At 60.2% G+C, this 26,449-nt stretch carries 27 protein-coding genes; 17 read left to right on the top strand and 10 right to left on the bottom strand.

Annotation, left to right across the window (positions count from 1 at the left end):
• Nucleotides 1-4 precede the first annotated feature (4 nt).
• Both JNB88_RS11960 and JNB88_RS11965 read left to right on the top strand, forming a co-directional pair.
• On the top strand, nucleotides 5-742 hold the full coding sequence (locus tag JNB88_RS11960) for a DUF1223 domain-containing protein (RefSeq protein WP_220355642.1): 738 nt from the start codon (nucleotides 5-7) through the stop codon (nucleotides 740-742).
• 365 nt (nucleotides 743-1,107) lie between these two features.
• Complete coding sequence (locus tag JNB88_RS11965) at nucleotides 1,108-1,509, top strand: DUF2794 domain-containing protein (protein WP_220355643.1); 402 nt, start codon at nucleotides 1,108-1,110, stop codon at nucleotides 1,507-1,509.
• A 4-nt stretch (nucleotides 1,510-1,513) separates the two neighbouring features.
• Here the strand turns inward: JNB88_RS11965 and JNB88_RS11970 are convergent, their stop codons facing one another.
• From JNB88_RS11970 to JNB88_RS11985, 4 genes are all read right to left on the bottom strand, one after another.
• Entirely contained in the window at nucleotides 1,514-2,071 is a 558-nt protein-coding gene (locus JNB88_RS11970; RefSeq protein WP_220355644.1) for a GNAT family N-acetyltransferase, read from the bottom strand.
• A gap of 103 nt (nucleotides 2,072-2,174) precedes the next feature.
• Complete coding sequence (locus tag JNB88_RS11975) at nucleotides 2,175-2,903, bottom strand: Bax inhibitor-1/YccA family protein (RefSeq protein WP_037132016.1); 729 nt, start codon at nucleotides 2,901-2,903, stop codon at nucleotides 2,175-2,177.
• A gap of 178 nt (nucleotides 2,904-3,081) precedes the next feature.
• Nucleotides 3,082-5,625, bottom strand: a complete 2,544-nt coding sequence (locus tag JNB88_RS11980; RefSeq protein WP_220355645.1) for an ABC transporter permease — start codon at nucleotides 5,623-5,625, stop codon at nucleotides 3,082-3,084.
• Nucleotides 5,622-6,329, bottom strand: coding sequence for an ABC transporter ATP-binding protein (locus tag JNB88_RS11985; protein ID WP_220355646.1), 708 nt, complete (start codon nucleotides 6,327-6,329; stop codon nucleotides 5,622-5,624). The genes JNB88_RS11980 and JNB88_RS11985 overlap by 4 nt, the downstream gene beginning before the upstream one ends.
• A gap of 53 nt (nucleotides 6,330-6,382) precedes the next feature.
• On the opposite strand from JNB88_RS11985, the gene JNB88_RS11990 reads away from it, so the two are divergent.
• Nucleotides 6,383-7,027, top strand: coding sequence for an arylesterase (locus tag JNB88_RS11990; protein WP_220355647.1), 645 nt, complete (start codon nucleotides 6,383-6,385; stop codon nucleotides 7,025-7,027).
• A gap of 68 nt (nucleotides 7,028-7,095) precedes the next feature.
• On the top strand, nucleotides 7,096-7,689 hold the full coding sequence (thpR, locus tag JNB88_RS11995; RefSeq protein WP_037132029.1) for an RNA 2',3'-cyclic phosphodiesterase: 594 nt from the start codon (nucleotides 7,096-7,098) through the stop codon (nucleotides 7,687-7,689).
• Here the strand turns inward: thpR and JNB88_RS12000 are convergent.
• Nucleotides 7,596-8,096, bottom strand: a complete 501-nt coding sequence (locus JNB88_RS12000; RefSeq protein ID WP_220355648.1) for a low molecular weight protein-tyrosine-phosphatase — start codon at nucleotides 8,094-8,096, stop codon at nucleotides 7,596-7,598. The two genes, thpR and JNB88_RS12000, sit on opposite strands and share 94 nt — an antisense overlap.
• A 35-nt stretch (nucleotides 8,097-8,131) precedes the next feature.
• Here JNB88_RS12000 and JNB88_RS12005 point away from each other — a divergent pair, with 35 nt between their 5' ends.
• Together JNB88_RS12005 and JNB88_RS12010 are read left to right on the top strand one after the other, a co-directional pair.
• The gene (locus JNB88_RS12005; protein ID WP_037132033.1) at nucleotides 8,132-8,437 is read left to right on the top strand and encodes a 4a-hydroxytetrahydrobiopterin dehydratase; all 306 of its coding nucleotides are present in this window, start codon (nucleotides 8,132-8,134) and stop codon (nucleotides 8,435-8,437) included.
• A 52-nt stretch (nucleotides 8,438-8,489) separates the two neighbouring features.
• Nucleotides 8,490-8,879 (top strand): YkvA family protein, encoded by a 390-nt coding sequence (locus JNB88_RS12010; RefSeq protein WP_037132036.1) that lies wholly within the window; start codon nucleotides 8,490-8,492, stop codon nucleotides 8,877-8,879.
• Between the two features lie 12 nt (nucleotides 8,880-8,891).
• Here the strand turns inward: JNB88_RS12010 and JNB88_RS12015 are convergent, their stop codons facing one another.
• Entirely contained in the window at nucleotides 8,892-9,452 is a 561-nt protein-coding gene (locus tag JNB88_RS12015) for a sigma-70 family RNA polymerase sigma factor (RefSeq protein WP_220355649.1), read from the bottom strand.
• Nucleotides 9,453-9,783: 331 nt separating this feature from the next.
• On the opposite strand from JNB88_RS12015, the gene JNB88_RS12020 reads away from it, so the two are divergent.
• From JNB88_RS12020 to JNB88_RS12040, 5 genes are all read left to right on the top strand, one after another.
• Nucleotides 9,784-10,347, top strand: coding sequence for an invasion associated locus B family protein (locus JNB88_RS12020; RefSeq protein ID WP_037132041.1), 564 nt, complete (start codon nucleotides 9,784-9,786; stop codon nucleotides 10,345-10,347).
• Nucleotides 10,348-10,575: 228 nt separating this feature from the next.
• Nucleotides 10,576-11,811, top strand: coding sequence for a dual-specificity RNA methyltransferase RlmN (gene rlmN / locus JNB88_RS12025; RefSeq protein ID WP_220355650.1), 1,236 nt, complete (start codon nucleotides 10,576-10,578; stop codon nucleotides 11,809-11,811).
• 107 nt (nucleotides 11,812-11,918) lie between these two features.
• Complete coding sequence (locus JNB88_RS12030) at nucleotides 11,919-12,872, top strand: ABC transporter substrate-binding protein (protein ID WP_220355651.1); 954 nt, start codon at nucleotides 11,919-11,921, stop codon at nucleotides 12,870-12,872.
• Between the two features lie 122 nt (nucleotides 12,873-12,994).
• Complete coding sequence (locus tag JNB88_RS12035; protein ID WP_220355652.1) at nucleotides 12,995-13,876, top strand: ABC transporter permease; 882 nt, start codon at nucleotides 12,995-12,997, stop codon at nucleotides 13,874-13,876.
• Nucleotides 13,873-14,667, top strand: coding sequence for an ABC transporter ATP-binding protein (locus tag JNB88_RS12040; RefSeq protein ID WP_220355653.1), 795 nt, complete (start codon nucleotides 13,873-13,875; stop codon nucleotides 14,665-14,667). The genes JNB88_RS12035 and JNB88_RS12040 overlap by 4 nt, the downstream gene beginning before the upstream one ends.
• A 41-nt stretch (nucleotides 14,668-14,708) precedes the next feature.
• On the opposite strand, the gene JNB88_RS12045 is transcribed toward JNB88_RS12040, so the two are convergent.
• A complete protein-coding gene (locus tag JNB88_RS12045) occupies nucleotides 14,709-15,350 on the bottom strand; it encodes a LysE family translocator (RefSeq protein ID WP_220355654.1) in 642 nt (213 codons plus the stop codon).
• A gap of 80 nt (nucleotides 15,351-15,430) precedes the next feature.
• Nucleotides 15,431-16,285, bottom strand: a complete 855-nt coding sequence (locus JNB88_RS12050) for an SDR family NAD(P)-dependent oxidoreductase (RefSeq protein WP_220355655.1) — start codon at nucleotides 16,283-16,285, stop codon at nucleotides 15,431-15,433.
• A 186-nt stretch (nucleotides 16,286-16,471) separates the two neighbouring features.
• Between JNB88_RS12050 and JNB88_RS12055 the strand changes: the two genes are divergently transcribed.
• Nucleotides 16,472-17,695 carry an argininosuccinate synthase gene (locus tag JNB88_RS12055; RefSeq protein WP_220355656.1) on the top strand — a complete coding sequence of 408 codons (1,224 nt, stop codon included), beginning with the start codon at nucleotides 16,472-16,474 and terminating at the stop codon, nucleotides 17,693-17,695.
• A 47-nt stretch (nucleotides 17,696-17,742) separates the two neighbouring features.
• Here the strand turns inward: JNB88_RS12055 and JNB88_RS12060 are convergent, their stop codons facing one another.
• Nucleotides 17,743-18,927: a multidrug effflux MFS transporter gene (locus JNB88_RS12060; RefSeq protein WP_220355793.1), complete on the bottom strand. Its 1,185-nt coding sequence runs from the start codon at nucleotides 18,925-18,927 to the stop codon at nucleotides 17,743-17,745.
• 201 nt (nucleotides 18,928-19,128) lie between these two features.
• On the opposite strand from JNB88_RS12060, the gene JNB88_RS12065 reads away from it, so the two are divergent.
• Complete coding sequence (locus tag JNB88_RS12065; protein ID WP_220355657.1) at nucleotides 19,129-19,770, top strand: LysE family translocator; 642 nt, start codon at nucleotides 19,129-19,131, stop codon at nucleotides 19,768-19,770.
• A gap of 2 nt (nucleotides 19,771-19,772) precedes the next feature.
• Here the strand turns inward: JNB88_RS12065 and JNB88_RS12070 are convergent, their stop codons facing one another.
• Nucleotides 19,773-20,204, bottom strand: a complete 432-nt coding sequence (locus tag JNB88_RS12070) for a hypothetical protein (protein WP_220355658.1) — start codon at nucleotides 20,202-20,204, stop codon at nucleotides 19,773-19,775.
• Nucleotides 20,205-20,416: 212 nt separating this feature from the next.
• Here JNB88_RS12070 and JNB88_RS12075 point away from each other — a divergent pair, with 212 nt between their 5' ends.
• The 4 genes from JNB88_RS12075 (at nucleotide 20,417) to JNB88_RS12090 (ending at nucleotide 26,398) form a co-directional block, all read left to right on the top strand.
• The gene (locus JNB88_RS12075; RefSeq protein ID WP_220355659.1) at nucleotides 20,417-22,504 is read left to right on the top strand and encodes a M3 family metallopeptidase; all 2,088 of its coding nucleotides are present in this window, start codon (nucleotides 20,417-20,419) and stop codon (nucleotides 22,502-22,504) included.
• Between the two features lie 136 nt (nucleotides 22,505-22,640).
• Nucleotides 22,641-23,756 (top strand): ABC transporter ATP-binding protein, encoded by a 1,116-nt coding sequence (locus JNB88_RS12080; protein ID WP_220355660.1) that lies wholly within the window; start codon nucleotides 22,641-22,643, stop codon nucleotides 23,754-23,756.
• Nucleotides 23,749-24,708: an ABC transporter substrate-binding protein gene (locus JNB88_RS12085; RefSeq protein ID WP_220355661.1), complete on the top strand. Its 960-nt coding sequence runs from the start codon at nucleotides 23,749-23,751 to the stop codon at nucleotides 24,706-24,708. Before JNB88_RS12080 ends, JNB88_RS12085 begins: the two co-directional genes overlap by 8 nt.
• Nucleotides 24,709-24,718: 10 nt before the next feature.
• A complete protein-coding gene (locus JNB88_RS12090; RefSeq protein WP_220355662.1) occupies nucleotides 24,719-26,398 on the top strand; it encodes an ABC transporter permease in 1,680 nt (559 codons plus the stop codon).
• Nucleotides 26,399-26,449 lie beyond the last annotated feature (51 nt).

A 26,449-nucleotide genomic window follows, 5' to 3' on the forward strand; every position in this document is an offset into this window, starting at 1 on the left:
GTGAATGTCCCCGCGGTTTCTGATTTCTCTGGTTGCAGGTGTGGCGCTTGCGGGTCCACTTTTTGCCCAGGATGCGCCGAAAGGCGTTGTAGAACTCTTCACGTCGCAGGGCTGTTCGTCCTGTCCGCCTGCCGATGCCGCGTTTCGCAAGCTTGTTGAGGCGGGAGGCGTCATTGCTCTCGCCTATCACGTTGATTACTGGGACTATCTGGGCTGGAGCGATACGTTAAGCTCCAAGGAAAACACCGAGCGGCAGTACGCCTATGCCCGGACGATGGGTCGAGCCAACGTTTACACACCTCAGGTTATCGTCAATGGCCGCGACCACGTGGCTGGGGCCGATCTTGGCGCGATCAACAAAAAGATCGATGGCTATGCGACCGAAGGCATGGGTCTGTCCGTTCCTGTTAACGCGCAGATGCGTGACGACCAGCTTGAGATCAAGATCGGTGCCGGACAGGGCAAAGCCAATGTTGTCATGGTCTACTTCAACCGCGAAAAGACGATTGAGGTCCAGAAGGGTGAGAACAGCGGCCAGAAGATCGCCTATCTGAACAGTGTTGCCGATGTGGAGACGGTTGGCATGTGGGAGGGCAAGGAAACGAGCTTGACGCTGCCAGCCAGCGTGATGCAGAAGCCCGACCTTGAGGGCTGCGCGATTCTGCTTCAATCCTCGACCGCTGATGGCAATCCGTCGGCGATCCTTGGAGCGACGGTCGTTATGGCCGGAAAGAATATCTGACCGTTTCGTCCGCTTGGCGGATGGAAAACGGGGCGGCCCGGCTGATCGTATTCGGGGCTGGGGTTAAGGTCGATACGGTCAGCCGGGCCCTTTGGCGCGCTGGCGCCAAACTCGCAGACAACCTTTTCAACAGATCGAATCTGGTAAAAAGATCATGCGCAATTCATGTGCAACGCGGGTCCGAACGGGCCCGCGGCGCAGTCGTGAGGGAATTTCCCCCGCAAATGAGGCGCTGTTTTGACTGAATTGCGGCGCTCGGGAGATTGCACAGACTATGATTAATGTGAGCGATCGCCTGCTTGCAATTTGTAAACGCTAAGGCAAACTGTCATTTACCTGTCACGAGCGGAGGCACCGGGAGACTGATGACAGATCAGCCGGATTTGCGGCGCGGCGAAAGCCGGTCAGCCGAGAGCAGTTCCTCAGTCGTCGTAGATCTCAATGAATACAAGCAGAGCAAGGATCCGACGCCGGTGACCTTTCACCGGCGCGAACTCGACGCGATCCTATGGATCTACGGCCGTATGGTCGGTGAGGGCGAGTGGCGGGACTATGCGATCGATCATCTGAAGGACCGAGCGGTATTCTCGGTTTTCAAGCGGTCCGGTGAAATGCCGCTCTTTCGAATAGAGAAGAATCCGAAACTCGCCGCCAAACAGGGCGCTTATTCCGTGATCAACACCAACGGCGTGATCCTGAAGCGTGGGCACGAACTGCATCAAGTCCTGAAGGTTTTCAACAAGGTTCTGAAGCTGGTCGAGAAGTGAACTTTCACTGCTTGAACAGCGTGCCTGGATAGACGGAGGGATCGGGGTCCGTGGCTGCACCTTCGCCCAGCGCACGCTGCATGATCATCGTATCGAGCCAATGGCCGTGCTTGTAGCCCGTTCCTTTCAGGCGGCCGGTCTCCTCGAAGTGCAAAGCCTTATGCAGAGCGATCGATGCAGGATGCGCGCCGCCGATCACGGCAACCATCTGGCGGAAGCCGAGGCTTGTGCAGCGTTGGATCAGTTCAGTGAGCAGCAGTTTTCCAATTCCCCTGCCGCGCGCCTCGGGTTCCAGGTAGATCGAATCCTCGACCATCCAGCGGTAGGCAGGCCGCGTCCGGAAGGCTGAGGCATAGGCGTAGCCAAGGAGGTTTCCAACTTCGTCGACCGCGGCGATGTAAGGATAGCCCTGGCCCGTGATCGCAGAAAAACGTGCCGCCATCTCGTTCTGTTCCGGTGGAATGATCTCGTAGCTTGCGACCCCGCTCAGCACGGACTCGCGATAGATGGCGGTGATGGCATCGAGATCAGATGTTGAAACGTCGCGAAGAGAGATTGGCATTCGGTCGGCCGCAATGGGAATGGACACTTCCAGAAATCATTCTCCGCATGGGCGGGCAACAAAAAAGGCGGCCGAAGCCGCCTTTTTCCGTAGATCGTTCCTGTTACTTTCGGTCGCCCATGAACTGCAGGAGGAACATGAAGAGGTTGATGAAGTCGAGATACAGGGTCAGTGCACCCATGATCGCCTTGCGACCGGCGACTTCTGCGCCGTCGGCTTCGTAGTACAGTTCCTTGATGCGCTGCGTGTCGTAGGCGGTCAGGCCCGAAAAGATCAGGACGCCAATCACCGAAACCGCGAACTGCAGGGCAGACGATGCCAGGAAGATATTGACGATCGACGCGATGATCAGGCCGAACAGGCCCATGATCAGAAACGAGCCCATCGCGGAGAGATCACGCTTGGTGGTGTAGCCGTACAGCGAAAGTGCGCCAAAGGCGGCTGCAGTCACGAAGAAAGTCTGCGTGATGCTCGACTGCGTGTAGACCAGGAAGATCGACGCGAGCGACAGTCCCACCAGCGCGGCGTAAACCCAGAAGGTCGTCTGCGCGGCGGCAACGCTCATCCGGTTAATCCTGAAGCTCAGGAAGAACACGGCGGCCAACGGGGCCAGAATGACCACCCAGCGGAGCGGCGATTGGAACAGCAGGACGCCGAACTGCGTCAGCTGACCGTCCTGGACGGCGAAATTGAAGCCGAGATAAGCGGCTACACCCGTGATCGCCAAACCTAGCGCCATCAGGTTGTAGACCCTCAGCATATAGCTGCGCAAACCCTGATCGATCATCTCGCCGGTTTGTGCGCGGCCTTGGTAGTTACGAAGGTCAGCCATAGTTTCCTCTTTTAAGCTCCGATGTGAACACGGTGTCGGGTTCCTACCCGGGCGCCGCTGCGGAGCTCCAGCTTGCCTGCCAACAATATGAGCCTTTCGCCTTTCGCAAACAAGGCCCTTGCAACCCGGGATCGGGTTAAATCGCCGTAAGGTGAAGGGAATTTCTCAGTGGGATCAATCAGAGTTCGCGCAAAACGGGTGCCGCCTTCTGCCCAAGGATACGCCAGGTCCCGACAAGACCGATGCCGACAGTCAGCACCAGAGCAGTCAAGAGCGTCAGCCCAGCAACGTCAGGCAGGAAGTGCGAAGGGATGCGCATGATCCGGGCGGTGATGAACCAGGCCGCAACACCGCCGGCGAAGAGGGCAAAGACCGCGGTTGCTGCGCCGAGGATGAGGTATTCGTAGCAGAAAGCGCGGATCAGCATTTGCCTTGTCGCGCCTAGTGTCTTTAGGACGACTGCGTCATGGGTCCGGGCGCGGTTGCCGGCGGCGAGCGCACCGGCAAGGACGAGGACGGAGGCGATAAGCGCAACGGAGGCCGCAGCACGGATCGCTGTTGCCAGCTGCGCTACCAGGGTATTGACGATGTCGATCGCGTCCTTCACGCGAACGCTGGTAATGGTCGGGTAGGTGTTCGTTACGGACTTGAGGATCGCTGCCTCCTGACCGGAACTTGCGGAGGGATCGGTCAGCGTCGCGAGCCAGGCGTGGGGGGCGCCCCGGAACGTGTTGGGTGAAAAGACCATCACGAAGTTGATGGACAGTGACTCCCATTCCACTTTGCGCAGGTTGGCGATCCTGGCAGTAATGTTGCGGCCGAGCACGTTGACAGTGACGGTATCGCCGATCTTCAGGCCGAGTTCTCCGGCTTCCTCGGCGGAAAAGGAGACAAGCGGCTCGCCGCTGTAGTCCTTCGGCCACCATGCGCCCTCACTCAGCGACGCATTCTCGGGCAGCGTCTCCGAGTATGTTATCCCGCGGTCGCCGCGCAGCACCCACTGGCCACCCGGCGGGACCTTCCGTTTCGTGACGTCCTCGCCGTTGAAGGCCAGGATGCGACCGCGCAACATGGGCACCTCAACCAGCTTGCCTCCCGGCGAGTCGGCTTTGACAAGGCTGCGGAATTTCTCGAGTTCGGATCCCTGGATATCGACGAAAAAGAAGTTCGGAGCACCGGCGGCCATACGCCCGGTCAATTGCTGGCGCATATTGCCATCGATGAGCGTCAACGTCACAAGCAATGCAAGGCCAAGGCCCAGCGACAGTACGACAGAGGGCGTCAGCGCGCCGGGCCGGTGGATATTGCCGATCGCCAGCCGCAGTGCGGGCGAATTCACCCGCGGGCTGCGCCTTGCAAGCCAAGCAATGCCGGCGGCGACAAGACGCAGGATCACAAAGGCGAAGGCGATTGCCCCCACAAAGACAACTGCGATGAAACGATCATAGGCGGTTGCCACCGCAAGGCCGGCAAGGGCTGCGAGAAAGATCGCGGCAAGCAGGATATAGGGCCAAGAGGGCAAGCCGCGCGCTTCGAATCCCTGCTCACGGAAAAGGGCCGTGGCAGGGACCTCGCGGGAATGTCCGAGCGGCATGATGGCAAAGGCCAGCGTCGTCAGAATGCCGAAGAGGACGGCAAGGGCCAAAGCACCGGGGTAGAAAGTCAACTCGGTGGAAACGGGTAGGAACTGAGCCAGGAATTGCGAGGCGACGATTGGCGCCGCCGCTCCGATGACGAGGCCGATCGCCATGCCCCCTGATGCAATGATTGCGATCTGGAAAAGATAGATCAGGACCACGGTCGCTGCCGGAGCGCCCAGGCACTTGAAGGTTGCGATCGTCGTGCGCTTGGAATCGAGAAATGCGCGCACGGCGTTTGCGACGCCGACGCCGCCGACGATCAGGGCGGTCAGTCCGACCAGCGTAAGGAACTGCGAGAAGCGCTCGATGTTCTCGGTCAGCGAGGGGGCTGCCCGGTCGCTCGTGCGGATTGACCAGCCGGCGGACGGGAACTCTTTGGCCGCCCGAGCCCGGATCGTGGACCGCTCACCCGGATCGTCCATGCGGATCTTATAGGCATGCTCGACAAGACTGCCGGTCTGGATGAGGCCGGAGGCCTTCAACGCCTCCCTGCTCACAAGAAGGCGGGGGGCGAAGCCAAAGCCTTCCGAAACCGCGTCCGGCTCGGTCTTGATCGTGCCGGTGATGTTTAGAATGGCATTGCCGAGCAGGATTTCATCGCCGATGGAAAGGCCGAGGCGTTCCAGGAGTAGTGGCGCTGCAACCGCGCCATAAGTACCGCTCTGCCCGGATAGAAGCGTGTGCAGCGGATAGTTCGGTTCCGCTTCAAAAGTACCGTAGAGCGGATAGGCGCCATCGACCGCCTTGACTTCGACCAGGGCCTGATCGGAGCGATCTGGCTTGCGCGCCATCGAGCGCAGACCCGTCGAAACCGACACATTGCCGAAGCCGCGCAGGAAGCCCATTTCCGCTTCCGTCGCCTCGCGATTGTTGAGTTCGAAGCGCGCATCACCCGCCAGAATCTCCTGGCCCTGGGTAGCGATCGTATCGGTGATGGACTGCGAGACCGAGTTGACCGCCGCGATGGCGCCGGTGCCGAGAGCGATGCAGGCCAGAAAGATGTAGAAGCCGTTAAGCCCCCCGCGCAACTCGCGGAGCGCAAGGCGAAAGGCAAGCGAGACGCGCGGTGTCAGCAGTGTCATGCAATGGCCGCCTCGGGCTGCACAGGCGCACTATCGCTCTCGATCTGCCCGGAGCGAACGCGGATCTGCCTGGAGCAGCGCTTGGCGAGCGCCGCGTCATGGGTCACGAGCACCAGCGTCATTCCGCGCTCAGCCTGTTTCGAAAACAGGAGATCCGCGATTTGGCGTCCGGTATCGGTGTCAAGGTTGCCGGTCGGTTCGTCGGCGATCAGCAATGCCGGGGATGGTGCGAGTGCCCGCGCGACCGCCACGCGTTGCTGTTCGCCGCCGGAAAGCTGGCCGGGATAGTGGTTCAATCGATCGCCGAGGCCGACCGACTTAAGTTCGCGGCGCGCGATTTCGAAGGCGTCGGGACGATTGGCGAGTTCAAGCGGAACGGCGACATTCTCCAGCGCCGTCATGTTGGCGATCAGGTGGAACGACTGGAAGACAATGCCGATGTTGCGGCCGCGGAAATCCGCGACCTCGTCTTCGCTCAACGCATGCAACGGCGTGCCGTCGATCTCGATTTCACCACTGTCGAGTTTTTCCAGCCCTGCCAGCACCATCAGCAATGTCGACTTGCCGGAGCCGGAGGGGCCGACAATGCCCACCGACTCACCTGCTCCAATCGTCAGGTCGATACCCTTGAGTACATGGACGGAGGCGGCGGCGCTGCCAAGCGTCAAATCGGCGCGCCTCAACTCGATGATGGTTTTTGCCAACAGTATTCGCCCTATATAGATGCCGTTTGTCCTGCCAATCTAGGGAAAGCGGAATGAGTTTTAAAGTTACTGGCCTTCACATCGCCGTCATTGTGGCTTCCTTGATGTTCTCGGTCGCCGCCAACGCAAGGACTATCAGTCTCGTTGGCTTTGGAGACAGCCTGATGGCAGGATACCAACTCCCACCCGGCGATGGGTTCCCAGAAAAGCTGCAGGCATTGCTGAAGGCGAAGGGAGTGGACGTAACCATCGCCAACGCGGGTGTGTCGGGCGATACGACGACAGCGGGGCTGGCGCGAATCGATTGGTCGGTTCCGGACGGTACGGATGGCGTCATTCTCGAGTTGGGGGCGAACGACGCCTTGCGGGGCATTCCGCCAGAAGAGAGTGAAAAGAATCTCGATCAGATGATTGCCCGGCTAAAGGAACGCGGAATCGCTGTCCTTCTCGTCGGCATGCTCGCTCCGCCGAACATGGGCGCCGACTACGCGGCGCGCTTCAATCCAATCTACGAGAAACTCGCGCAAAAACATGGTGTTGCGCTCTATCCATTCTTCCTTGACGGCGTTGTTCTAGATGCCGGCCTGAAGCTCGAGGATGGGATGCACCCCAACAGCAAGGGGGTCGATGTGATGGTCGAAAAGATGGAGCCGGCTATCACGCAATTCTTGGGAACGATTTCAACTGTGAGGAATTAGGGACTTGCGCAGGTGCCAAATGCGTGATTCCGTGTGAGCACCTGCAAAAGATTCGGGGAGTGCTCGTTATGCCGAGACTGTTTACCGCCCTCGAAATTCCGCGCAATGCCGCGATGAGCCTCTCATTGCTGCGCGGTGGTCTCCCCGGTGCAAGATGGATCGATGTGGAGAACTACCACATCACTTTGCGGTTCATCGGCGATGTCGATGGGCGCACGGCAGACGAAGTTGTCGATCGGCTCGACCGCATCGATCGGCCCGAATTCCAGATCCGTCTTGATGGCATCGGCGCATTCGGCTCAAAGAAGCCGCATTCCGTATGGGCGGGTGTCTCGCCCTCGCCTGAGATGTATGCCCTCCAGGCGGAAATAGAGCGCATCTGCCAGCGCATCGGCTTGCCGCCCGATCCTCGCAAGTTCACGCCGCATGTCACGTTGGCGCGGTTGAAGTCCTCGCGGGTCGACGACGTGGTGCATTATCTTGCCGGTCGTGGAAATTTCCAGACTTCGGCCTTTACCGTTCCCCGCTTCGTCCTTCTGTCGTCGAGGGAATCGGTTGGCGGCGGTCCTTATCTGACGGAAGAAATCTTCCCGCTCCACGAGGCCTTGTCGGTGCCGAGCGTCTCAAGCAGCTTCCTGCAGCCGGTCAAGAGCCTGGCGTAGACGAGCTCAAACTCGCTGCTGCTCCCAAAATAGGGGTCGGGTATGTCCTCGCCGGTCGCCAGGGCAAACTCGCCGAAAAGGCGGATGTTTGTCGCTCCTGGGCTAAGTCGGTGCAATTCGTCGATATTTGCGCGATCCATCGCGAGTACAAGATCGAAGTCGTCGAAGTCCTTTGCCGTGATCCGGCGGGCGCGTTGGCGGGAAATATCTATCCCGTGGTCTTTGGCCGTTGCGATCGAGCGCCGATCCGGATGCTGGCCTTCGTGCCATCCACCAGTACCGGCTGAATCAAGTTCGAAGCAATCTGCGATGCCGGCCTCGTCGACGAGATGCGTGAAGATGCCCTCTGCAAGAGGCGAGCGGCAGATATTGCCCATGCAAACAAACAGGATGCTAATGCGTTTCATCTGTGGTCCACTATCAAAAGAGGAGGGACGATTGCATGAAACGAGAAAAACTGGAACGGCAGGCCATCGCTGCCGAACTCGCCAAGCTTGACGGCTGGTCGCTTGATGATGCGGGCACGTCGATATCGCGAAGTTTCAAGTTTCGCAACTTCGTCGAGGCCTTCGGGTTCATGACAGAGGGGGCACTCGCGGCGGAACGGCTCAATCATCATCCCGAGTGGTTCAACGTCTATTCGCGTGTCGACGTGAAGCTTAACACCCACGATGTCGGCGGACTCACTGAACTCGACTTCAGGCTGGCGACCGAAATGGAGAAGGCTGCAGCACGCCGATCTGATTGAATACGCCGCTGCGATCGCCCATATGTGCGCATGAACGAAAGGACAATCGGGAATGGACGACGTCAAATTCGGTGAGATCCTGTTGCCGGGCGATGAAGATACGCAGAGCCGGCGAAAAGAGACCGTACGCACGAAATTCTGGCCGACCTTCAGGAAGGCTGTGCGGCAGATCCCATTCTCGCGCGATGTCGTCGCTGCGTTCTATTGCACGATGGACCCTCAGACTCCCACGAGGGCGCGTGGCGTGCTTTTGGCTGCGCTTGCGTACTTTGTCATGCCGATAGACATGCTCCCCGATGTTTTCGCGATGATCGGATTTTCCGACGACGTTGCAGTTCTTTCCGCCGCCTTTGCAATGGTGAGCAGGCATATCCAGCCGAGACACTACGAAGCGGCTGACCGCGCGCTAGCCGACAAGCCGGAAGGCATGAAAACGATCTAGTTGCCTGGTTGGTCAGGTGCTCTCTGCCTCGAGAGCCTTCTTGAGCTTTCCGAAGGCAAGCCGGATGCGGGATTTGACTGTCCCGAGCGGTAGGCCCGTTGCCTCCGCGATCTGTGAATGGGACTGGCCGAGAAAGAACGCGGCCCGTAGCATTTCTCGTTGCTCTTCCGGCAGCTGGCTGACGGCTGCGCGTACATGGGCGTCGCGATCGTCGTTGACGAGCATTTCGTCAGCACCAATCTCCGCGACGGGCTGCAAGGTCGGGTCTGCCCCATCCAGGATACGGGTTTTCGTCCGGCGCTGGAGGTCAATCCGGCGGTTGCGGGCGATGCGAAACAGCCAGGTCGACAGCGACGATCTGGTCGAATCGTAGAGCTCCGCCTTGTGCCAGAGCACGATCATAACGTCCTGAACGAGTTCCTCTGCCTCGCTGCTCGTCAGCCGTTGTCGCAATAGCCAAGATTTGAGGCGGGGTGCGAAGTAGTCGAACAGCACCGTGAATGCCTCTTGGTCGCGGCGTTCCGCAACGGCCTTGGCGAGGTCGGCGAAGCGCTGTTTCTCCTCGGCATTCATGTTCCGTCCAAAGTCCCCTGGCTCAGCGAATTCTCCAACGGATTTCCGTGCTTATGACCTACATCGGTTTCTCAAAAGGTCAAACTCTTGCCTGAATCTTTATGTCTTAGATTCATCCATGGCGTTGGTCCGTGTGCGCACACGGCATCGCGCCAATACGGGCGAGGCGCCGCGTCCGATGTTGACAGTTGGGTGAGAATGACACAGGCAGGGACATCTCGCTGTCCCTGTTGACGCTTTGGTAACCTGAATTAAGTCAAAATAAAGCAGATCGTGATTATGCGCCGCCCGTTCGCTTCGGGCTCGAATCGCAAGAACCGGCAGGATATCCATGTTTCTTAAAAGTACCGCAATCGCCATTTCCCTCGTTCTCGCTGCCGCCGGCATTGCATCCGCTCAGACCAAGAAGTCGCAGCCCGCGGCGCAGGCAACGCAGCAGCAGGCCACTCCGGCTTCGACGGCACCGACACGCATACAGCAGTTCCAGGCCTGGGGCGCTTATTCGTATAAGTCGGGCGCGAGCACTGTCTGCTACGTTTTGTCCGTGCCGACGGAAAAGAAGCCGGCTGGCATTGACCATGGGGACAACTTCTTCATCGTCTCGCAGCGACCTGGCCAGAACATCTCCTACGAGCCGCAGGCAATGATGGGCTACACGGTCAAGGAGAACTCGAAGATCAATGTCGTTATCGACGACAAGACCTTCGTGATGTTCACCAAGGATAAGGCCGGCTGGGTCGAGAACGCCGCTCAGGAGCCTGCGCTCGTGGCGGCCATGAAGGGCGGCAAGTCGATGACGATCAATGCAACGTCTCGCCGTGGCACTACGACCTCTTACAGCTACTCGCTGGCCGGGATTTCCGCTGCGCTCAAGCAGGTTGAGGGCTGCAAGTAAGCAGCTTGCCTGGTGGCAAAGAAATCAGGAGGCCGGCCTTGTGCCGGCCTTTGTCGTTTCCATCTATAGTGACGCGCGGCAAAAATGATGCTAAAGGCCCGCGCAACAGCGGATAGATCGCGGTCCTTGCCGTATGCTCCGCATTCAATTTCTGCCACCATGCCCTTCCTACCCGCAAGTCATCCGGCTTTCCGGGGCGGTCGCATGTTGAATTCGGGATTAAAGACTATGTCCGTCATGGATGCGATGACTGTTACCAAGCCCTTGGGCGCAGCGACCGGCGGTGCCGACGCTGGGCTGAAGCCTTCGCTGATCGGCCTCAGTCGTGAAGAGATGGGCGCCGCACTGCGCGAAAAGGGCGTGCCGGAGAAGCAGATCAAGATGCGCGTCGCGCAGCTGTGGAACTGGATCTATGTGCGCGGGGTTTCCGACTTCGACCACATGGCCAATATCTCCAAGGACATGCGCGAGACGCTGAAGACGCATTTCACCATCGCGCGGCCCGAAATCGTCGAGGAGCAGGTCTCGAACGACGGCACCCGCAAGTGGCTGCTGCGCTTTCCCGCCCGCGGTGCCGGCCGTCCGGTCGAGATCGAAGCCGTCTATATCCCTGAAGAAGGCCGCGGCACGCTTTGCATCTCCAGCCAGGTCGGCTGTACACTGACCTGTTCCTTCTGTCACACCGGCACGCAGCGCCTGGTGCGCAACCTGACGGCGGAAGAAATCCTGTCGCAGCTGCTGCTCGCTCGTGACCGGCTGGGCGACTTCCCGGATCGCGAAGTGCCGCAAGGCACCATCATGCCAGCGGAAGGCCGCAAGGTCAGCAACATCGTGATGATGGGCATGGGTGAGCCGCTCTATAACTTCGACGCGGTGAAGCAGGCCCTGCTGATCGCCACAGACGGCGACGGGCTCTCGCTCTCCAAGCGCCGTGTGACGCTCTCCACCTCGGGCGTCGTGCCTGAAATCTTCCGGACCGGTGGAGAAATCGGCGTGATGCTGGCAATTTCGCTGCATGCCGTGCGCGACGACCTACGCGACATCCTCGTGCCGATCAACAAGAAGTACCCGCTGAAGGAGTTGATCGATGCCTGTCGGAAATACCCCGGCCTGTCGAACGCCCGCCGTATCACCTTCGAATATGTGATGCTGAAGGACGTCAACGACAGCCTGGAGGACGCCAAGGGGCTGATCCAGTTGCTCAAGGGCGTGCCCGCGAAGATCAACCTCATTCCGTTCAACCCCTGGCCGGGCACAAACTACCAGTGTTCCGACTGGGCGCAGATCGAGAAGTTTGCCGATTTCATCAACTCTGCCGGCTATGCCTCGCCGATCCGCACGCCACGCGGCCGCGACATTCTCGCTGCCTGCGGCCAGCTGAAGTCGGAGTCGGAGCGCATGCGCAAAACCGAACGGCTGGCCTTCGAGGCGATGATGATCGCCAACCATGGCGCGGACGACTAGAGCTGGCGACTGATCAGCAAGTTTGATCCGTTCAGTGTTTTCTAATGATTGATTTCATGGCCTGCTTTTCCTAGAAGCAGGCCAAAATCATATCTGGAGGATACCCAATGCGTTCAATTCTGCTTGCTGTCGCGGCCACGCTGGCCCTGACCCTGCCTGCAAAGGCCGAAGATGTGACGGTCGCGGTCACGGCGATCGTCGAGCATCCGGCTCTTGATGCCGCACGCAAGGGTGTCCTCGATGTGCTGACGGCCGCCGGTTACAAGGAAGGCGAGAACCTGAAGTTCATGTTCGAGTCGGCTCAGGGCAATCCGGCAACGGCTGCGCAGATCGCTCGCCAGTTCGCCGGCGAGGGCCCGAACGTTATCGTCCCGATCTCCACGCCATCGGCTCAGGCTGTCGTTTCCGCGACGCGCGACATTCCGGTTGTCTTCACCGCTGTTTCCGATCCGCTCGGCGCGCAGCTCGTGAAGGATATGGACAAGCCGGGCGGCAATGTCACCGGTCTTTCCGACATGTCTCCGGTTGCCGAGCATCTTGCGCTCATCAAGGAAATCCTGCCGAACGTCAAAACGATCGGCTATCTCTACAACTCCGGTGAAGCCAACTCCGTATCGTTGCTTGCCGTCCTGAAGGCCGAGGCCGACAAGGCTGGCCTGAAGGTTGTCGAATCCGCCGCCACGAAGTCCGCTGAAGTTCAGGGCGCTGCCCGCGCGCTGGTCGGCCGCGCAGACGCCATCTATATCCCGACTGACAACACGATCATCTCTGCACTCGAAGGCGCCGTCGCCGTTGCCGAAGAAAGCAAGCTGCCGCTCTTCACAGCTGACACGGACTCCGTTTCGCGCGGTGCGATCGCTGCCCTCGGCTTCAACTACTACGATGTCGGCAAGCAGACGGGCGAAATCGTTGTTCGCATCCTCAAGGGTGAAAACCCGGGCGACATTCCGGTGAAGGTTGCCGCTGGTAGCGACCTCGTCATCAACAAGGGCGCGGCCGCCAAGATGGGCGTTACGCTGCCGGAAAGCGTCGTTAAGCGCGCGACGAAGACGATCGACTGATCGCCGTATGGTTTTGAGAAACTGGTCATCCAGCCGCTCCCGTTTTACGCGGGGGCGGCTGATGGTATTAAAAGCTTGGACCCGATGACAGGCGGGGCAAGTCAGAGGAAAGGGCAGGAGCCTTGAGTCAGATCGCATTCTGGGGAGCCGTGGAACTGGGGTTGGTCTACGCCTTCGTCGCACTCGGCGTTTACCTTGCATTCCGTGTGCTGGATTTTCCGGATCTGACGGTTGACGGCTCTTTTCCGCTGGGTGCTGCCGTGACGGCGGTTCTCATCATCGCAGGCGTCAATCCTTGGTTGGCCGCCCTCGTCGCCATGGTTGCGGGCGCTGCGGCCGGCATGGTGACCGCGATGCTCAATGTGCGGTTCAAAATCCTCAACCTGCTGGCCTCGATCCTGACGATGATCGCACTCTTCTCGGTCAATCTCCGGGTCATGGGCAAGCCGAACGTCGCGCTGATCAATGCCGATACGATGATCAGCCCGTTCTTCGGTCATGGCCTGCGTGATTTCTACGTTCGCCCGCTCTTCGTCGGCATCCTCGTCATCGTTGCCGTGATCCTCGTCTGGCGCTTCCTCGAGAGCGACTCGGGTCTGGCGATGCGCGCAACCGGCGCGAACGCCCGCATGGCCCGTGCGCAGGGTGTCGACACGAGCCGCCAGATCTATCTCGGTATGGCGATCTCCAACGCGCTGGTTGCCCTCGGGGGCGCGCTGTTTGCGCAGACGAATGGTTTTGCCGATGTCACCTCGGGCGTTGGCACGATCGTTGTGGGCCTCGCTGCCGTTATCATCGGCGAAACGCTGCTTGGACGGCGTGGGCTGTTGATCGCCTTGATCGGTTGCGTGCTCGGCTCGATCCTCTACCGTATCGCCATCCAGCTCGCTCTCTCGACTGATGTCATCGGGTTGCAGGCCTCGGACCTCAATTTCGTGACCGCGGTTCTGGTGACGATTGCGCTCATTCTTCCCCGCCTTCGCCGCGGAGGTGCCGCATCGTGATTACGCTCAAGGATATCAAGGTCGTCTTCGGCAAGGGTACGCCGCTGCAGAAGCAGGCACTATCAGGCGTTAGCCTGACGATCGAGGAAGGCTCGTTCGTCACCGTGATTGGCTCGAACGGTGCGGGCAAGTCGACGCTGCTTGGCGTTCTGGCCGGTGATGTGCTTGCGAGCGAAGGCCAGGTTCTGATCGGCCATGCCGATGTCACCCGGAAGTCCACGGCCGCCCGCGCAGGCCTCGTCGCCCGTGTCTTCCAGGATCCGCTGACCGGAAGCTGCGGTTCGCTCTCGATCGAGGAGAACCTTGCGCTTGCGGCGCGTCGCGGCGAAAAGCGTGGGCTCGTCTCGGCGCTTGGCCCGAAGCGGCGCGAGCATTTCCGTGAGCGGATCGCGGAACTCAATCTCGGTCTCGAAAATCGGATGCGGGACCGCATGGACCTACTGTCCGGCGGTCAGCGTCAGGCGGTGTCGCTCGTCATGGCAACGCTCGCCGGTTCCGAAGTGCTGCTGCTCGATGAGCATACGGCGGCGCTTGATCCAGGGATGGCGGAGTTCGTCATGGGGCTCACGCAGAAAATTGTCTCGGAGCGCAAGCTCACAACGTTGATGGTCACGCATTCCATGCGCCAGGCGCTCGATTATGGGCACCGTACGATCATGCTGCATGGCGGGGAAATCGTGCTCGACGTCAGCGGTGACAGCCGCAAGACGCTGCAGGTCGAGGACCTGATCGCCATGTTCCGCAAAATGCGAGGTCAGACGCTCGACGACGACGCGCTGTTGATCGGCTGAGGAGAGCCAAAGCCGGGAAGCCAAGGCTTCCCGGAGATCGCTTAGCGGGCCTGCGTCAGCAGAATTTTTGCAGCGAAGACGGAGAAGACGCCGGCGAAGGTGAAATCCATGCCGCGCAAAACCTTCTTGTTGTTCTGCAGCCAGCTCGCCAGCCAGTCGGCGGCGAAAACGACGGCTGCGTTGACAGGCATGCCGATCAGAATGAAGCAGAAGCCGAGGAAGAGCAGCTTCTGCGTCACGGCAGGATCGCCGGCGCTGACGAACTGCGGCAGGAAGGTCATGAAGAAGATGATGACCTTCGGGTTCAGGAGGTTGACCCAGAAGCCCGAGGAAATGTTTGCAAGCGGCGTACCCTTTGAGCCTTCCACCTTGTTGACCGAGAATTTCGAGCCATAGCGGATCGCCTGTACAGCAAGCCAAAGCAGGTAGGCGGCACCACCGGTCTTGAGGATCAGGAAGGCGGTAGGCGAGGCGGTGATCAGCGCCGAGACGCCAAAAGCGACCAGCATCGTGTGTACGACGATACCGAGACTGGTGCCAAGCACGACGAAGAGAGCCGCTTTCTTGCCCTGCGCCAGCGCACGGCTAATCGATAGCGTCATGTCAGGGCCGGGCGTTGCCGCAAGCAGAAGGGTCGCGGCGGCAAAGGCGAGAAGCGTGGCAATGCTGGGCAGAAAGTCCATGTTACACTCTGAGAGCCGAAAAACGTTGGTTGCTTTTATCCGGCTCTCAGAAAATGTCTAATCAAACCTTCTAATACGACCTATTCCTTGCGTTCGAGATAGGCCTTGAACTTGTCGGCATAATCCTTGTGCCAGCGCGACAGCGGCGGACGGTTCTCGATGATGTCCCCCATCGCCCAGGCCATGCGGCGCTCGTCCACGGCGCGAACCACGTCGTTGTCGGGGCAGAGGATATAGAAGTCACCGCGTTCCAGACTTTCGATCATGAAGTCGACGGTCTGCTCCGCAGTCCATGCGGCCGCCGGCTTTTCGGCGCGATCGCCCTTGGTGAGGCCGGTGAAAACGAAGCCGGGAATCAAAAGGTGGGCTGAGATCTTCGAGCCCTCGGTGTTGCGCAATTCGTGCTCGAGCGCTTCGGTGAATACCCTCACGCCAGCTTTTGAGACGTTATAGGCAGGGTTGCCTGGCGGGGTTGTGATGCCCTGCTTGGAACCAGTGTTGATGATCAGGCCAGGTTCGCCGTGCGAGAGCATGTGCTGGCCGAAGGTCCTGACGCCGTTGATGACGCCTAGCAAGTTGACGCCGAGGATGTTGTCCCAGTCCGCCTGGGCGCTGAAGATCGACGTCTCAGGGCCGATACCGGCATTGTTCATCAGAACATGCACACGGCCGAAGCGCTGTATGACAGTCCGTTCGAGCGCTTCCAGCGAGTCCTTCTGCGCAACGTCCGTTTCAACGGCGAGTACGTTCTCTTCGCCCGAAATTGACTTCAGTTCGCTTGCTGCCTCCGCCAGCCGGTCGCCGCCGAGATCGGCAATGGCAACCCTCATGCCCGCCCGGGCAAAGTGCTTCGCCGCCGCTAAGCCGATGCCGGAGGCACCGCCCGTGATGACGGCAACATTGGATTTCTTGATGATGTCTTGGATTCTTGTCACGGCCGGCCTCTCCTCAGCGTTGTCAGGACGATGGCAGATATGGGTTGCGCTTTCGGCCTGTCAAACACTATCCGGGCCGCCTATGGTAGCCGTTGCCCTTGCGTCCTGCGCCGATCTCGCTAAAAGTGCCCGCCAGACCGGGCTTGGCGGGTTTGCCGCCGCCCTCTTGCAACGGACCTCATCATCATGGCATCGCACAAAGACGTAAAGAAAGTCGTCCTCGCCTATTCCGGCGGCCTCGACACCTCGATCATCCTGAAGTGGCTGCAGACCGAACTCGGCGCAGAAGTCGTGACCTTCACCGCCGACCTCGGCCAGGGCGAAGAGCTGGAGCCGGCACGCAAGAAGGCCGAGATGCTCGGCATCAAGGAGATCTACATCGAGGATGTGCGCGAAGAGTTCGTGAAGGACTTCGTGTTCCCGATGTTCCGCGCCAATGCCGTTTACGAGGGCGTCTATCTGCTCGGCACCTCGATCGCTCGCCCGCTGATCTCCAAGCACCTGATCGACATCGCCCGCAAGACCGGCGCCGATGCGATCGCGCACGGTGCGACCGGCAAGGGCAACGACCAGGTTCGTTTCGAGCTTTCCGCCTATGCTCTGAACCCCGATATCAAGATCATCGCGCCGTGGCGCGACTGGTCGTTCAAGAGCCGCACCGATCTGCTGGCGTTTGCCGAAGCCCACCAGATCCCGGTCGCCAAGGACAAGAAGGGCGAGGCGCCGTTCTCCGTCGACGCCAACCTGCTGCACTCCTCGTCCGAGGGCAAGGTTCTCGAAGATCCGGCGCAGGAAGCACCTGAATACGTGCATATGCGCACGATTTCTCCGGAAGCCGCACCTGACAAGGCGACAACAATCAGGGTCGGCTTCGAGAAGGGTGATGCGGTTTCGATCAACGGCGTACGCATGAGCCCGGCAACGCTGCTCGCAACGCTCAACAACTATGGCCGTGACAACGGCATCGGTCGTCTCGACCTCGTGGAAAACCGCTTCGTCGGCATGAAGTCGCGCGGCGTCTACGAAACGCCCGGCGGCACGATCCTGCTTGCCGCGCACCGCGCCATCGAATCCATCACGCTCGACCGTGGTGCCGCGCACCTGAAGGACGAACTGATGCCGCGCTATGCGGAGCTGATCTACTACGGCTTCTGGTTCTCGCCGGAGCGCGAAATGGTGCAGGCACTGATCGACAAGAGCCAGGAGCATGTCGAAGGCGAAGTGACGCTGAAGCTCTACAAGGGCAATGTCATGGTTACCGGTCGCGAGAGCCCGAAGTCGCTCTACTCCGACAAGCTGGTTACCTTCGAAGACGACCAGGGCGCCTACGACCAGAAGGACGCCGCCGGCTTCATCAAGCTCAATGCGCTGCGTCTGCGTACGCTCGCCAAGCGCAACCTCTCGAAGTAATCGAGAGCAGCTGCAAGAGATCAAAGGCCCGCCTCGTGCGGGCCTTTTCATTCGTCCGTTGTGGCGTGGGAGAGCTCTGCTGCGCGTTGCGACGCGCGCACGAACCAGAGGTAGCTGATGATCGAAATCAGCGCCATGAGCGGGATCACCGTTCCGAAGGCAAGCAGCGGCATGCCGATCAGCGAACCCGCGACGCCGCCGGCAAAGCCGCCGCCCATCTGGATGAAGCCCATCATCGCGGATGCCGATCCGGCGATATGCGGGAATGGGTATAGACCTGATGTGGTCATATGCGGTGTCAGGAACGCCAAACCGAAGGCGAGGAACGCGATCGGCCCCATGATCGAGAGATAGGATGGCGTGACGAAGTGGACTGACAGAGCGATCATGATGCCGGCAAAGCCCAGCAGGCCAAGCCCGACGCGCACGGAGCCGTCGCCGCCCAGACGCGGCGCCGCATAGCGAAGGCACACGGAACCAAGGAAGTAGGAACCTGATTGCATCAGCATGCCCAAGCCAAAGGCGGTCGGTGAAAGGCCAACGACCTTGATGAGAATGAACGGCAGGAGCGTCGCCTGCGCGTAAAGTGCGCCGATCGAGCCGCCGAGCACGAACGAGGCGGAGACGAAGCGGCTTTCGCGGGCAAGCTCCAAATAGGCGCGAAGCAGCGGAAGCGGGAGCGCGCGGCGGGGATCGGGCACGCTCGTCTCGCGCATGAAGACGATCACGCCGAAACATATCAGCAGTCCAAAGCCGATGAGGAGGAAGAAGACCGACTGCCAGCCAAACGCCGCCAGCGCCAAGCCGCCAACGGTTGGCGCGGCGGCCGGTCCGATGGCGATCATGATGCCGATCAGGTTCATGATGCGGGAGGCTTCGGTCCCGGTGAACTGGTCGCGGACGATGGCGCGCGCCACCGTAATCCCGACAGAAGCACCAATGCCCTGGATGAGGCGGCCGGCAAGCAGCCATTCGATGCCGGGCGCAAAGGCGGAAAGCAGGCTGCCGACCACATAGATGCCGATGAAGAGGAGCGTCGCCGCCCGGCGTCCGAAGGCATCCGAAAGCGGACCGGCAAGCAGTTGCGCAACCGAGAAGCCGGCGAAATAGACTGACAGCGTCATCTTGATCGCCGAGTCTGATGTCTGGAACGCATGGACGAGTTCGGGCATCGCCGGTGTGTAGATCGACATCGAGATCGGGCCGATGGTTGCGAGAAGCGCGCCGAGCATGCTCGTTCGCCGTTCGCTCATCCGGAATGGGGGCATAGGGTACTCGGTTCTGGTGAAATGCGCGGTCAGCGCGAAGGCTGCGGCTTTTCTTCTGTCGCAAGCTGCGTGATCCGGCAATTCAAAAATCTCATGGGTTGCCATGACAGCTTGACGCCTTTCGATTGGCGCATAAGCTGCGGCTGTCCTTTCCGGAGTTTCTCGATGACGCAATCCTTGCTGGCGGGCGCCTTTCTGGCAGCCCTTCTTTATGTGCTCATTCCAGGGCCTGCCTTCCTTGCGCTGCTGGGTATCGGCGCGGGGCAGGGACGCCGAGCAGGGGCAATGTTCGTCGGCGGCCATCTGGTCGGCGACCTGCTGTGGGCATCGCTAGCTCTGATCGCGATCATCGGGGCGAAGACAATCGGGACCTTCGTGTTCGACGCGCTCGGTCTTCTCTGTGGTTTCTACCTTGCCTGGATCGGCTGGAATGCGGTTCGGGCAAAGCCGAAGGGTGAGGGGCAGGCACTGATGGTGGTGGAGCGGCCGTTCCGCCGCGGTTTGATCTTCGGGGTCACCAATCCGAAGGGATATCCGGTCGCGCTGGCGACATTCACTGCCCTCGTTGCTGGCTCCGCGAGCGCGCTGCAGTTCCACACGCTGCCCGTCCTGCTGGCGGTTTCGTTCCTGGGTTTCATCGTGGCCGACATGATCCTGATCACGATCATCGGCGCAGGAACGGTTCGGCGGTTCTATCGTGCGCATGAGCGGCTGATCGTGCGCTGCTCCGGTGTGCTCTTCATGGGCTTTGCGGTACAGGCGCTCTGGCATGCGACGCCCGGCCTTCTCGGCTGGCGGAAGGCCTGAGATCAGACGTCGAGAAAGCTGACGACCGAATTCAGCCGTTCTACTGTCTGCGGGTCGCCGATCGATGTCGCGATCTGCAGCTGGTCCTTATAATAGTCCCGGAAGTTGAAGCTCGTCGCGTCGGTGACATCCGACAGGTCGAGGATGTTGCCAGACGGGTCGATTGTTCGCATCGGCAGCGGTTCGGAGATCGCGGCATAAGTATCTTGATCGATCGCACCGGCATCGAAGCTCTGCCTTGCATACAGGCGTAGTTCGCTGGGGCTGATCGCGGAAAAATCCGGCGCGTTCGCGTTCGTTTCATCGATTTGAAACGACGCTGAGGCCTTTGTCTTTGTGCCGATTTGCTCTTCTAATTCACTGTAATAATTGGAATTATCTTGGTTTCTTTTGAAAAGGAAACTCGGCGAAGACCGCACAGAAAGGATTTCCATGGCGCGTATCCACTTGCAAAAAGATGATGAGTGAAACTACCGCGCGTGGCGAACGTACGTCAATCGTTAACGATTAGTTAATTCTTATGCATCATTTCTTGCCATGAAGTTTTCGCAGTCAGGGCGGGTGATGTGCGTCTGATCGCCAATACCAATTGCGGATGCGCATCCCTATATTGCCTGTTCAGTTGCCTGCCACAAAGGATCTCCGCATGCCTTCCACATCAGAATTCAACCCGGCACTCGTCGAATGGAACGGTCTCCACGGCCTGCCGCGTTTCGATGCCCTCAATGACGGCGACTTTGCCTCTGCCTTTGATGCCGCGCTCGCCGCGCACGAGAAAGAGATCGACGCGATCGCCGGTAACCCGGAGGCGCCGACATTCGAAAACACAGTCGTTGCGCTCGAGATCGCGGGTGATGAACTGTCGCGCGTGTCGGCACTGTTCTGGAATCGGGCAGGCGCGCATACCAACGATACGATCCAGGCGCTGGAGCGGGACATCTCGCCGAAGATGTCGCGCCACTATTCCAAGATCGGCATGAATGCGGCGTTGTTTGCCCGTATCGATGCCTTGTGGGAAGCGCTCGATAGCCTTGGCCTGACGCTGGAGCAGACGCGTGTGCTGGAGCGCCACTGGAAGGGCTTCGTCAAATCGGGCGCGAAGCTGCCGAAGGCTGAGCAGGAGAAGCTTGCGGGGATCAACGAGAAGCTTGCCGGCCTCGGCACCCAGTTCGGCCAGAACGTGCTCGCCGATGAGAAGAGCTGGGCGCTGATCCTTTCCGACGGCGCGGATCTCGATGGTATTCCTGACTTCCTGAAGGATGCGATGGCGGCGGCTGCGCGCGAGCGTGGCGAAGAGGGCAAGTTTGCTGTCACGCTGTCGCGCTCGATCATCGAACCGTTCCTGACCTTCTCGGAGCGGCGCGACCTGCGCGAGCAGGCTTTCAAGGCCTGGGTTGCGCGTGGTGCGAACGATGGCGCCACTGATAATCGCGGCATTATCAGGGATACGCTTGCGCTCCGCGACGAGGTGGCAAAGCTCCTCGGCTATGGCAATTTCGCCGAACTGAAGCTCGACAACACGATGGCGAAGACGCCTGACGCCGTGAACCACCTGCTTCGAGAGGTATGGGCGAAGGCCGTCAAGCGTGCCGGCGAGGAAGAAGCCGATATCGCCAAGCTGATCGCTGATGAAGGCAAGAACCATGACGTCATGCCCTGGGACTGGCGGCACTATGCCGAGAAGATCCGGGCGCAGCGGTTCAATTTCTCAGAGGCCGAGCTGAAGCCCTACCTGCAACTGGAGAAGATCATCGACGCCTGCTTCGATGTCGCCGGACGGTTGTTCGGCATTCGCGCCGTCGAGAAGAGAGGTGTCCCTGCCTACCATCCCGATGCGCGCGTGTTCGAGATCCGCGATCGCGAAGACAGGCTGGTGGCGCTCTTCCTTGGCGATTACTTCGCCCGCAGTTCCAAGCGTTCCGGGGCCTGGATGAGCTCGTTCCAGTCGCAGCACAAGCTGCCGCTAAAGAATGGCCGCAGCGGCGAGCTGCCGATCATCTACAATGTCTGCAACTTCGCGAAGCCGGCCGAGGGCAAGCCGGCGCTGCTGTCACTTGATGATGCGCGTACGCTGTTCCATGAGTTCGGCCATGCGCTGCATGGGATGCTGTCAAACGTCACATACCCCTCTGTTTCGGGCACAGGTGTTTCCCGAGACTTCGTTGAGCTGCCCTCGCAGCTTTACGAACACTGGCTGACGGTTCCCGCGATCCTGAAGCAATATGCCGTGCATTTCGAAACCGGTGAGCCGATGCCGCAGGCTCTGCTCGACAAGGTTCTGGCAGCGCGTACCTTCAATTCCGGCTTCAACACGGTCGAGTTTACCTCATCGGCGCTTGTCGATATGGCGTTCCATACCCGCGACAAGGTCGAGGATCCAATGGCGGTGCAGAAAGAGGTGCTGTCTGAGCTCGGCATGCCGAAGTCGATCGTCATGCGGCATGCCTCGCCGCACTTCCAGCACATCTTCTCCGGCGGTTATTCAGCCGGCTACTATTCCTACATGTGGTCCGAAGTTCTCGATGCGGATGCTTTTGCCGCCTTCGAGGAAACCGGCGATGCATTCAATCGCGAGATGGCGGCCAAGCTGAAGGACAACATCTATTCCGTCGGCGGCGCGATCGACCCTGAAGATGCCTACAAGGCGTTCCGCGGCAAGCTGCCGAGCCCGGATGCCATGCTGGTCAAGAAAGGTCTGGCGACCTTCGAAGAATTGTCCGGCAGCGACGCCTGAGGCGGTAAGTCGCGCGTCGTCGATGCGAGACGGCTAAAGTATTGACGGAAGACGGCATCTTGCTGCTTCGTCACATGACTGTCATTGAAGGTTAATAAGCAACCGGCATCGATTTTCAACCGATGCCGGTTTTTTCATGACCCCTCAATCTTCAGAGCCCAATGCGGCCGTTTCGACGGCCGGCGTGGAATTGCACTATGGGGCGACGCCCGTTCTGAAGGGCATTGATATCTCGCTTTCCAAGGGCAAGACGCTGGCGCTGCTCGGGCCGTCCGGCTGCGGAAAGACCACCCTGCTCAGGCTCGTCGCCGGATTGCTCGCGCCGACGAAGGGCTCGATCGCGATTGCCGGACGCACCGTTGCCGATGCCGCAAGCGGCGCCTTCTCACCGCCGGAAAAGCGCAATCTAGGGATGGTGTTTCAGGACTATGCGCTGTGGCCGCAGATGACCGTTGGCGGCAACGTCTCCTTTCCCCTCGAAATGCGCGGTATCGGCAAATCCGAGCGAGAGTCGCGGACGATGCGGGCATTGGAACGCGTCGGTCTTGGGGCCTATGCCGATCGCAGGCCGAGCGATCTCTCGGGTGGTCAGCAGCAGCGTGTCGCGATCGCGCGAGCGATCGTTGCCGAACCGCAGCTCATTCTGTTCGACGAACCATTGTCGAATCTCGATCGTGAACTGCGCGAGAACATGGTCGGTGAACTGGCCGAGCTGATCGCGACGCTTGGCCTGACGGCAATCTACGTGACGCACGATCATAGCGAGGCGCTGACGCTGGCGGACGACGTCGCCGTCATGCGTGGCGGCGTGATCGAGCAGTTGGCATCGCCAGACGAGCTGATCGATAAGCCTGCAACGCCTGAGGTCGCCGACTTCCTGCGCCTCGGCGGTGTCGCCGAGCTCGAGTATCGTGATGAACATTGGTTCTTCAAAGGCAGCAGCCTCGCGCTACTGCGCGGTGCCGATGGGGTCGATTGCGCCGTCCGAGTCCTCATTCCCACCGGATCGATCACCGCGGGAGAGATCCTGCCGGGTACGCTTGCCGCAACAGTGCTGCGCTCGCAGTTTCGCGGCGATGGCCATCTGGCGACCGTCTCTCTGGTCGGCGCCGAGACAATCGAATTGCAGGTTTTGAGCCGCGCCAAGCTGCGACCCGGCGAGGGCATCGGTCTGTCGATCGATCCCGGCCAGATCCGGTGGTTCGGCAAAGAGGTTCAGTCGTCCAAAGAGGAGAATTTGGAGCATGTTTAAGTCGTTGAAGAGCATCACTTTCGGCGTTCTCGCCGCAACGCTGATGGCGGGCGTCGCCCATGCCGACATCACGGTCTACACCGCTGGTCCGCAAGGGCTGATCGACAAGCTGTCGGCCGGCTTCACCAAGCAGACGAGCGTCAAGGTCAACGTCTTCCAGGCAACGACCGGCAAGGTCATGGCCCGTATCGAGGCCGAAGCCTCGAACCCTGTTGTTGACGTCCTCATTTCGGCTTCCTGGGATACGGCGACCGACTTCGCCAAGCGCGGCTGGCTCGTATCCTACACCAGCCCGAACGCCGCCAAGGTTCCGGACTTCCTGAAGACCGACACCGCCGTTGCCCAGGGCATCTCGGCGCTTGGCATCGCTTGGAACACCAAGAGCGGCACGCCGAAGCCGGCCGAGTGGGCCGACCTGACGAAGCCTGAATACAAAGACCTCGTCAACATTCCGGATCCGGCGCAGTCCGGCTCGTCCTTCGAGCTGACGGCGGCGCTTGCCGGCCAGGATGACTTCAAGCTCTTCAAGGATCTGAAGGACAACGGCGCCATCATCGCGGGTGCCAATGCCGAGGCTCTGAACCCGGTTCTGCAGGGTGCGAAGGCTGCCGTCTTCGGCGCCGTCGATTACATCACCCTCAATGCCAAGGAAAAGGGCGAGAACATCGATGTGATCTTCCCGGAATCCGGCACTGTTATCGCGCCGCGTCCGGCCATGATCCTCAACTGGTCGAAGAACCAGGATGAGGCGAAGAAGTTCATCGACTACATGCTCTCCGACGAAGGCCAGAAGCTTGTTGCCGACCAGATGCTGATGCCGGCTCGTACGGACATTCCGGCAAGCCGTCCGCTGATCAGTGATCTGAAGCTCCTGAAGTACGACACCGCTGCTGTTTACGGCAAGCGGAAGGAAACGCTGAAGCAGGTCACCGACACGTTCGGCGGCAAGTAAGGACAGGGCGATGAGGACGAACGATGGTAGCGGCGCTGCGCCGGCCGCCTGGCTGGCGATCGCGGGGTTGACCGTTATCGTCGGCGTTCCATTCATCGCCGTTGTGCTTCAGGGCATATTTCCCAACATCGGACAGGGCTCGTTCGCGGGCCCTTTCTCTTCGCTTGTTGCGACGCTTTTCGATAGCGCGCTTGTTGGCATGGCCGGGAACACCATTCTGCTCGGCAGCTGCGTGGTGCTGGCCTCGGCGCTGGTAGCGGTGCCGCTCGGCGTGTTTCGGGCGCTCTATCGCATCCCGCTCGCGCCGCTCTGGGATGTGCTGCTGCTCGTTCCATTCATGATCCCGCCTTACATCGCCACACTTGGCTGGATCATGACGTTGCAACCGCGCGGCTATCTTCAGCAGATCGCGGGCTTCAACCTCGCACCCTTCCTTTTTTCATTGTTCGGCATGACCATGGTCATGGCCTTCAACACTTTTCCCGTCGTCTATTTCGCCGTATCGCGCACGGTCGAGGCGGTTGGTGCGCGTTATGCGGATGTCGGCCGGGTCTTTGGCGCGTCGCCGGCGCGGGCGTTCTTTCGGATCACGTTGCCGCTGTCGGCGCCCGGTCTCGTTGCCAGCCTGATGCTGGTGTTTGCCGCAGCGATCGAGGAATATGGCACGCCGGCAGCGCTCGGTCGCCGCGCCGGCTTCCAGGTGCTGGTGACCGGTATCGACCTGCGGATCTCGGATTGGCCGATCGATCTGCCGGGGGCGGCGATCCTGTCGATCCTGCTTGTCGTCATGTCTCTGCTGACATTCGTGCTGCAGCGATGGATCCTCGCCCGGCGCTCCTACCAGACGGTCGGCGGCAAGCCTGCTGCCAAGGACAAGCGGCCGCTTGGGGCTCTGAAGGTTCCGGTGATGATCGCCTTTGCCGTCGTCGCCTTCCTGGCGACCGGCGTGCCGCTGCTCTCGATCCTGTTCACGGCGCTGTCGCGGACGATTTCCGGTGGTCTGGCGCTCGACAACATCAGCGCCGAGAACTTCCTGTCAGTTTTCAACAACAGCGCCGGTGCTCTGGGGGCGCTTCTCAACAGCTTCTCGCTGGGCATCGGTACGGCATTGATTACCGGCCTCATCGGCGTATTGACCGCCTATACCGTGGTCAAGACGAAGATCCGCGGACGCGTGGCGATCGACACGATGACGATCCTGCCGAATGCGCTGCCAGGCATCGTTGTTGCCGTCGGCCTGATCCTTGCCTGGAACATGCCCTGGCTGCCGGCGACCCCCTACAACACGGCATTTATCCTGCTTCTCGCGTATTGCTGCATCCTGCTGCCGCAGCCCGTGCGCTACACGACGGCGGCATTCCAGCAGATCGGAGACAGCCTGGAGGCCGCGGCTCGTGTCTTTGGTGCAAGCGGAGTGACTGCGTTCCGCCGCATCCTCCTACCGCTCGTCTTTCCGAGCCTCGCTTCCGCAATGCTGTTAGTCTTTGCGCTTGCGTCGCGCGAACTGGTGGCCTCGGTCGTCGTCGCACCTGTCGGCATGCAGACGATCGCCACTTTCATCTGGCGGCAGTTCGAGCAGGGGTCAATTGGCCTCGGCATGGCGATGGCCTTCATCGCCATCCTCATCACGACGCTGTTGCCGCTTCTGCTGCTGATGCTGCTTCGCCGCAGCGGATTGGTGGCGGAATAGCGCCTCCGAGCGGCGCTCCCGTAACAAAACTGTCGCTGAAATTTCGAAAAA

It is taken from the genome of Rhizobium cauense (assembly GCF_019511525.1).
Classification (GTDB): Bacteria; Pseudomonadota; Alphaproteobacteria; order Rhizobiales; family Rhizobiaceae; genus Rhizobium; species Rhizobium cauense.

Excerpts from the sequence above, each read along its gene's own strand:
- JNB88_RS11960 (WP_220355642.1), top strand. The coding sequence starts at position 5 with ATGTCCCCGCGGTTTCTGATTTCTCTGGTTGCAGGTGTGGCGCTTGCG.
- JNB88_RS11965 (WP_220355643.1), top strand. The coding sequence starts at position 1,108 with ATGACAGATCAGCCGGATTTGCGGCGCGGCGAAAGCCGGTCAGCCGAG.
- JNB88_RS11970 (WP_220355644.1), bottom strand. The coding sequence starts at position 2,071 with ATGCCAATCTCTCTTCGCGACGTTTCAACATCTGATCTCGATGCCATC.
- JNB88_RS11975 (WP_037132016.1), bottom strand. The coding sequence starts at position 2,903 with ATGGCTGACCTTCGTAACTACCAAGGCCGCGCACAAACCGGCGAGATG.
- JNB88_RS11980 (WP_220355645.1), bottom strand. The coding sequence starts at position 5,625 with ATGACACTGCTGACACCGCGCGTCTCGCTTGCCTTTCGCCTTGCGCTC.
- JNB88_RS11990 (WP_220355647.1), top strand. The coding sequence starts at position 6,383 with ATGAGTTTTAAAGTTACTGGCCTTCACATCGCCGTCATTGTGGCTTCC.
- thpR (WP_037132029.1), top strand. The coding sequence starts at position 7,096 with ATGCCGAGACTGTTTACCGCCCTCGAAATTCCGCGCAATGCCGCGATG.
- JNB88_RS12000 (WP_220355648.1), bottom strand. The coding sequence starts at position 8,096 with ATGAAACGCATTAGCATCCTGTTTGTTTGCATGGGCAATATCTGCCGC.
- JNB88_RS12005 (WP_037132033.1), top strand. The coding sequence starts at position 8,132 with ATGAAACGAGAAAAACTGGAACGGCAGGCCATCGCTGCCGAACTCGCC.
- JNB88_RS12010 (WP_037132036.1), top strand. The coding sequence starts at position 8,490 with ATGGACGACGTCAAATTCGGTGAGATCCTGTTGCCGGGCGATGAAGAT.
- JNB88_RS12015 (WP_220355649.1), bottom strand. The coding sequence starts at position 9,452 with ATGAATGCCGAGGAGAAACAGCGCTTCGCCGACCTCGCCAAGGCCGTT.
- JNB88_RS12020 (WP_037132041.1), top strand. The coding sequence starts at position 9,784 with ATGTTTCTTAAAAGTACCGCAATCGCCATTTCCCTCGTTCTCGCTGCC.
- rlmN (WP_220355650.1), top strand. The coding sequence starts at position 10,576 with ATGTCCGTCATGGATGCGATGACTGTTACCAAGCCCTTGGGCGCAGCG.
- JNB88_RS12030 (WP_220355651.1), top strand. The coding sequence starts at position 11,919 with ATGCGTTCAATTCTGCTTGCTGTCGCGGCCACGCTGGCCCTGACCCTG.
- JNB88_RS12045 (WP_220355654.1), bottom strand. The coding sequence starts at position 15,350 with ATGGACTTTCTGCCCAGCATTGCCACGCTTCTCGCCTTTGCCGCCGCG.
- JNB88_RS12055 (WP_220355656.1), top strand. The coding sequence starts at position 16,472 with ATGGCATCGCACAAAGACGTAAAGAAAGTCGTCCTCGCCTATTCCGGC.
- JNB88_RS12060 (WP_220355793.1), bottom strand. The coding sequence starts at position 18,927 with ATGCTCGGCGCGCTTCTCGCAACCATCGGCCCGATCTCGATGTCGATC.
- JNB88_RS12065 (WP_220355657.1), top strand. The coding sequence starts at position 19,129 with ATGACGCAATCCTTGCTGGCGGGCGCCTTTCTGGCAGCCCTTCTTTAT.
- JNB88_RS12070 (WP_220355658.1), bottom strand. The coding sequence starts at position 20,204 with ATGGAAATCCTTTCTGTGCGGTCTTCGCCGAGTTTCCTTTTCAAAAGA.
- JNB88_RS12075 (WP_220355659.1), top strand. The coding sequence starts at position 20,417 with ATGCCTTCCACATCAGAATTCAACCCGGCACTCGTCGAATGGAACGGT.
- JNB88_RS12080 (WP_220355660.1), top strand. The coding sequence starts at position 22,641 with ATGACCCCTCAATCTTCAGAGCCCAATGCGGCCGTTTCGACGGCCGGC.
- JNB88_RS12085 (WP_220355661.1), top strand. The coding sequence starts at position 23,749 with ATGTTTAAGTCGTTGAAGAGCATCACTTTCGGCGTTCTCGCCGCAACG.
- JNB88_RS12090 (WP_220355662.1), top strand. The coding sequence starts at position 24,719 with ATGAGGACGAACGATGGTAGCGGCGCTGCGCCGGCCGCCTGGCTGGCG.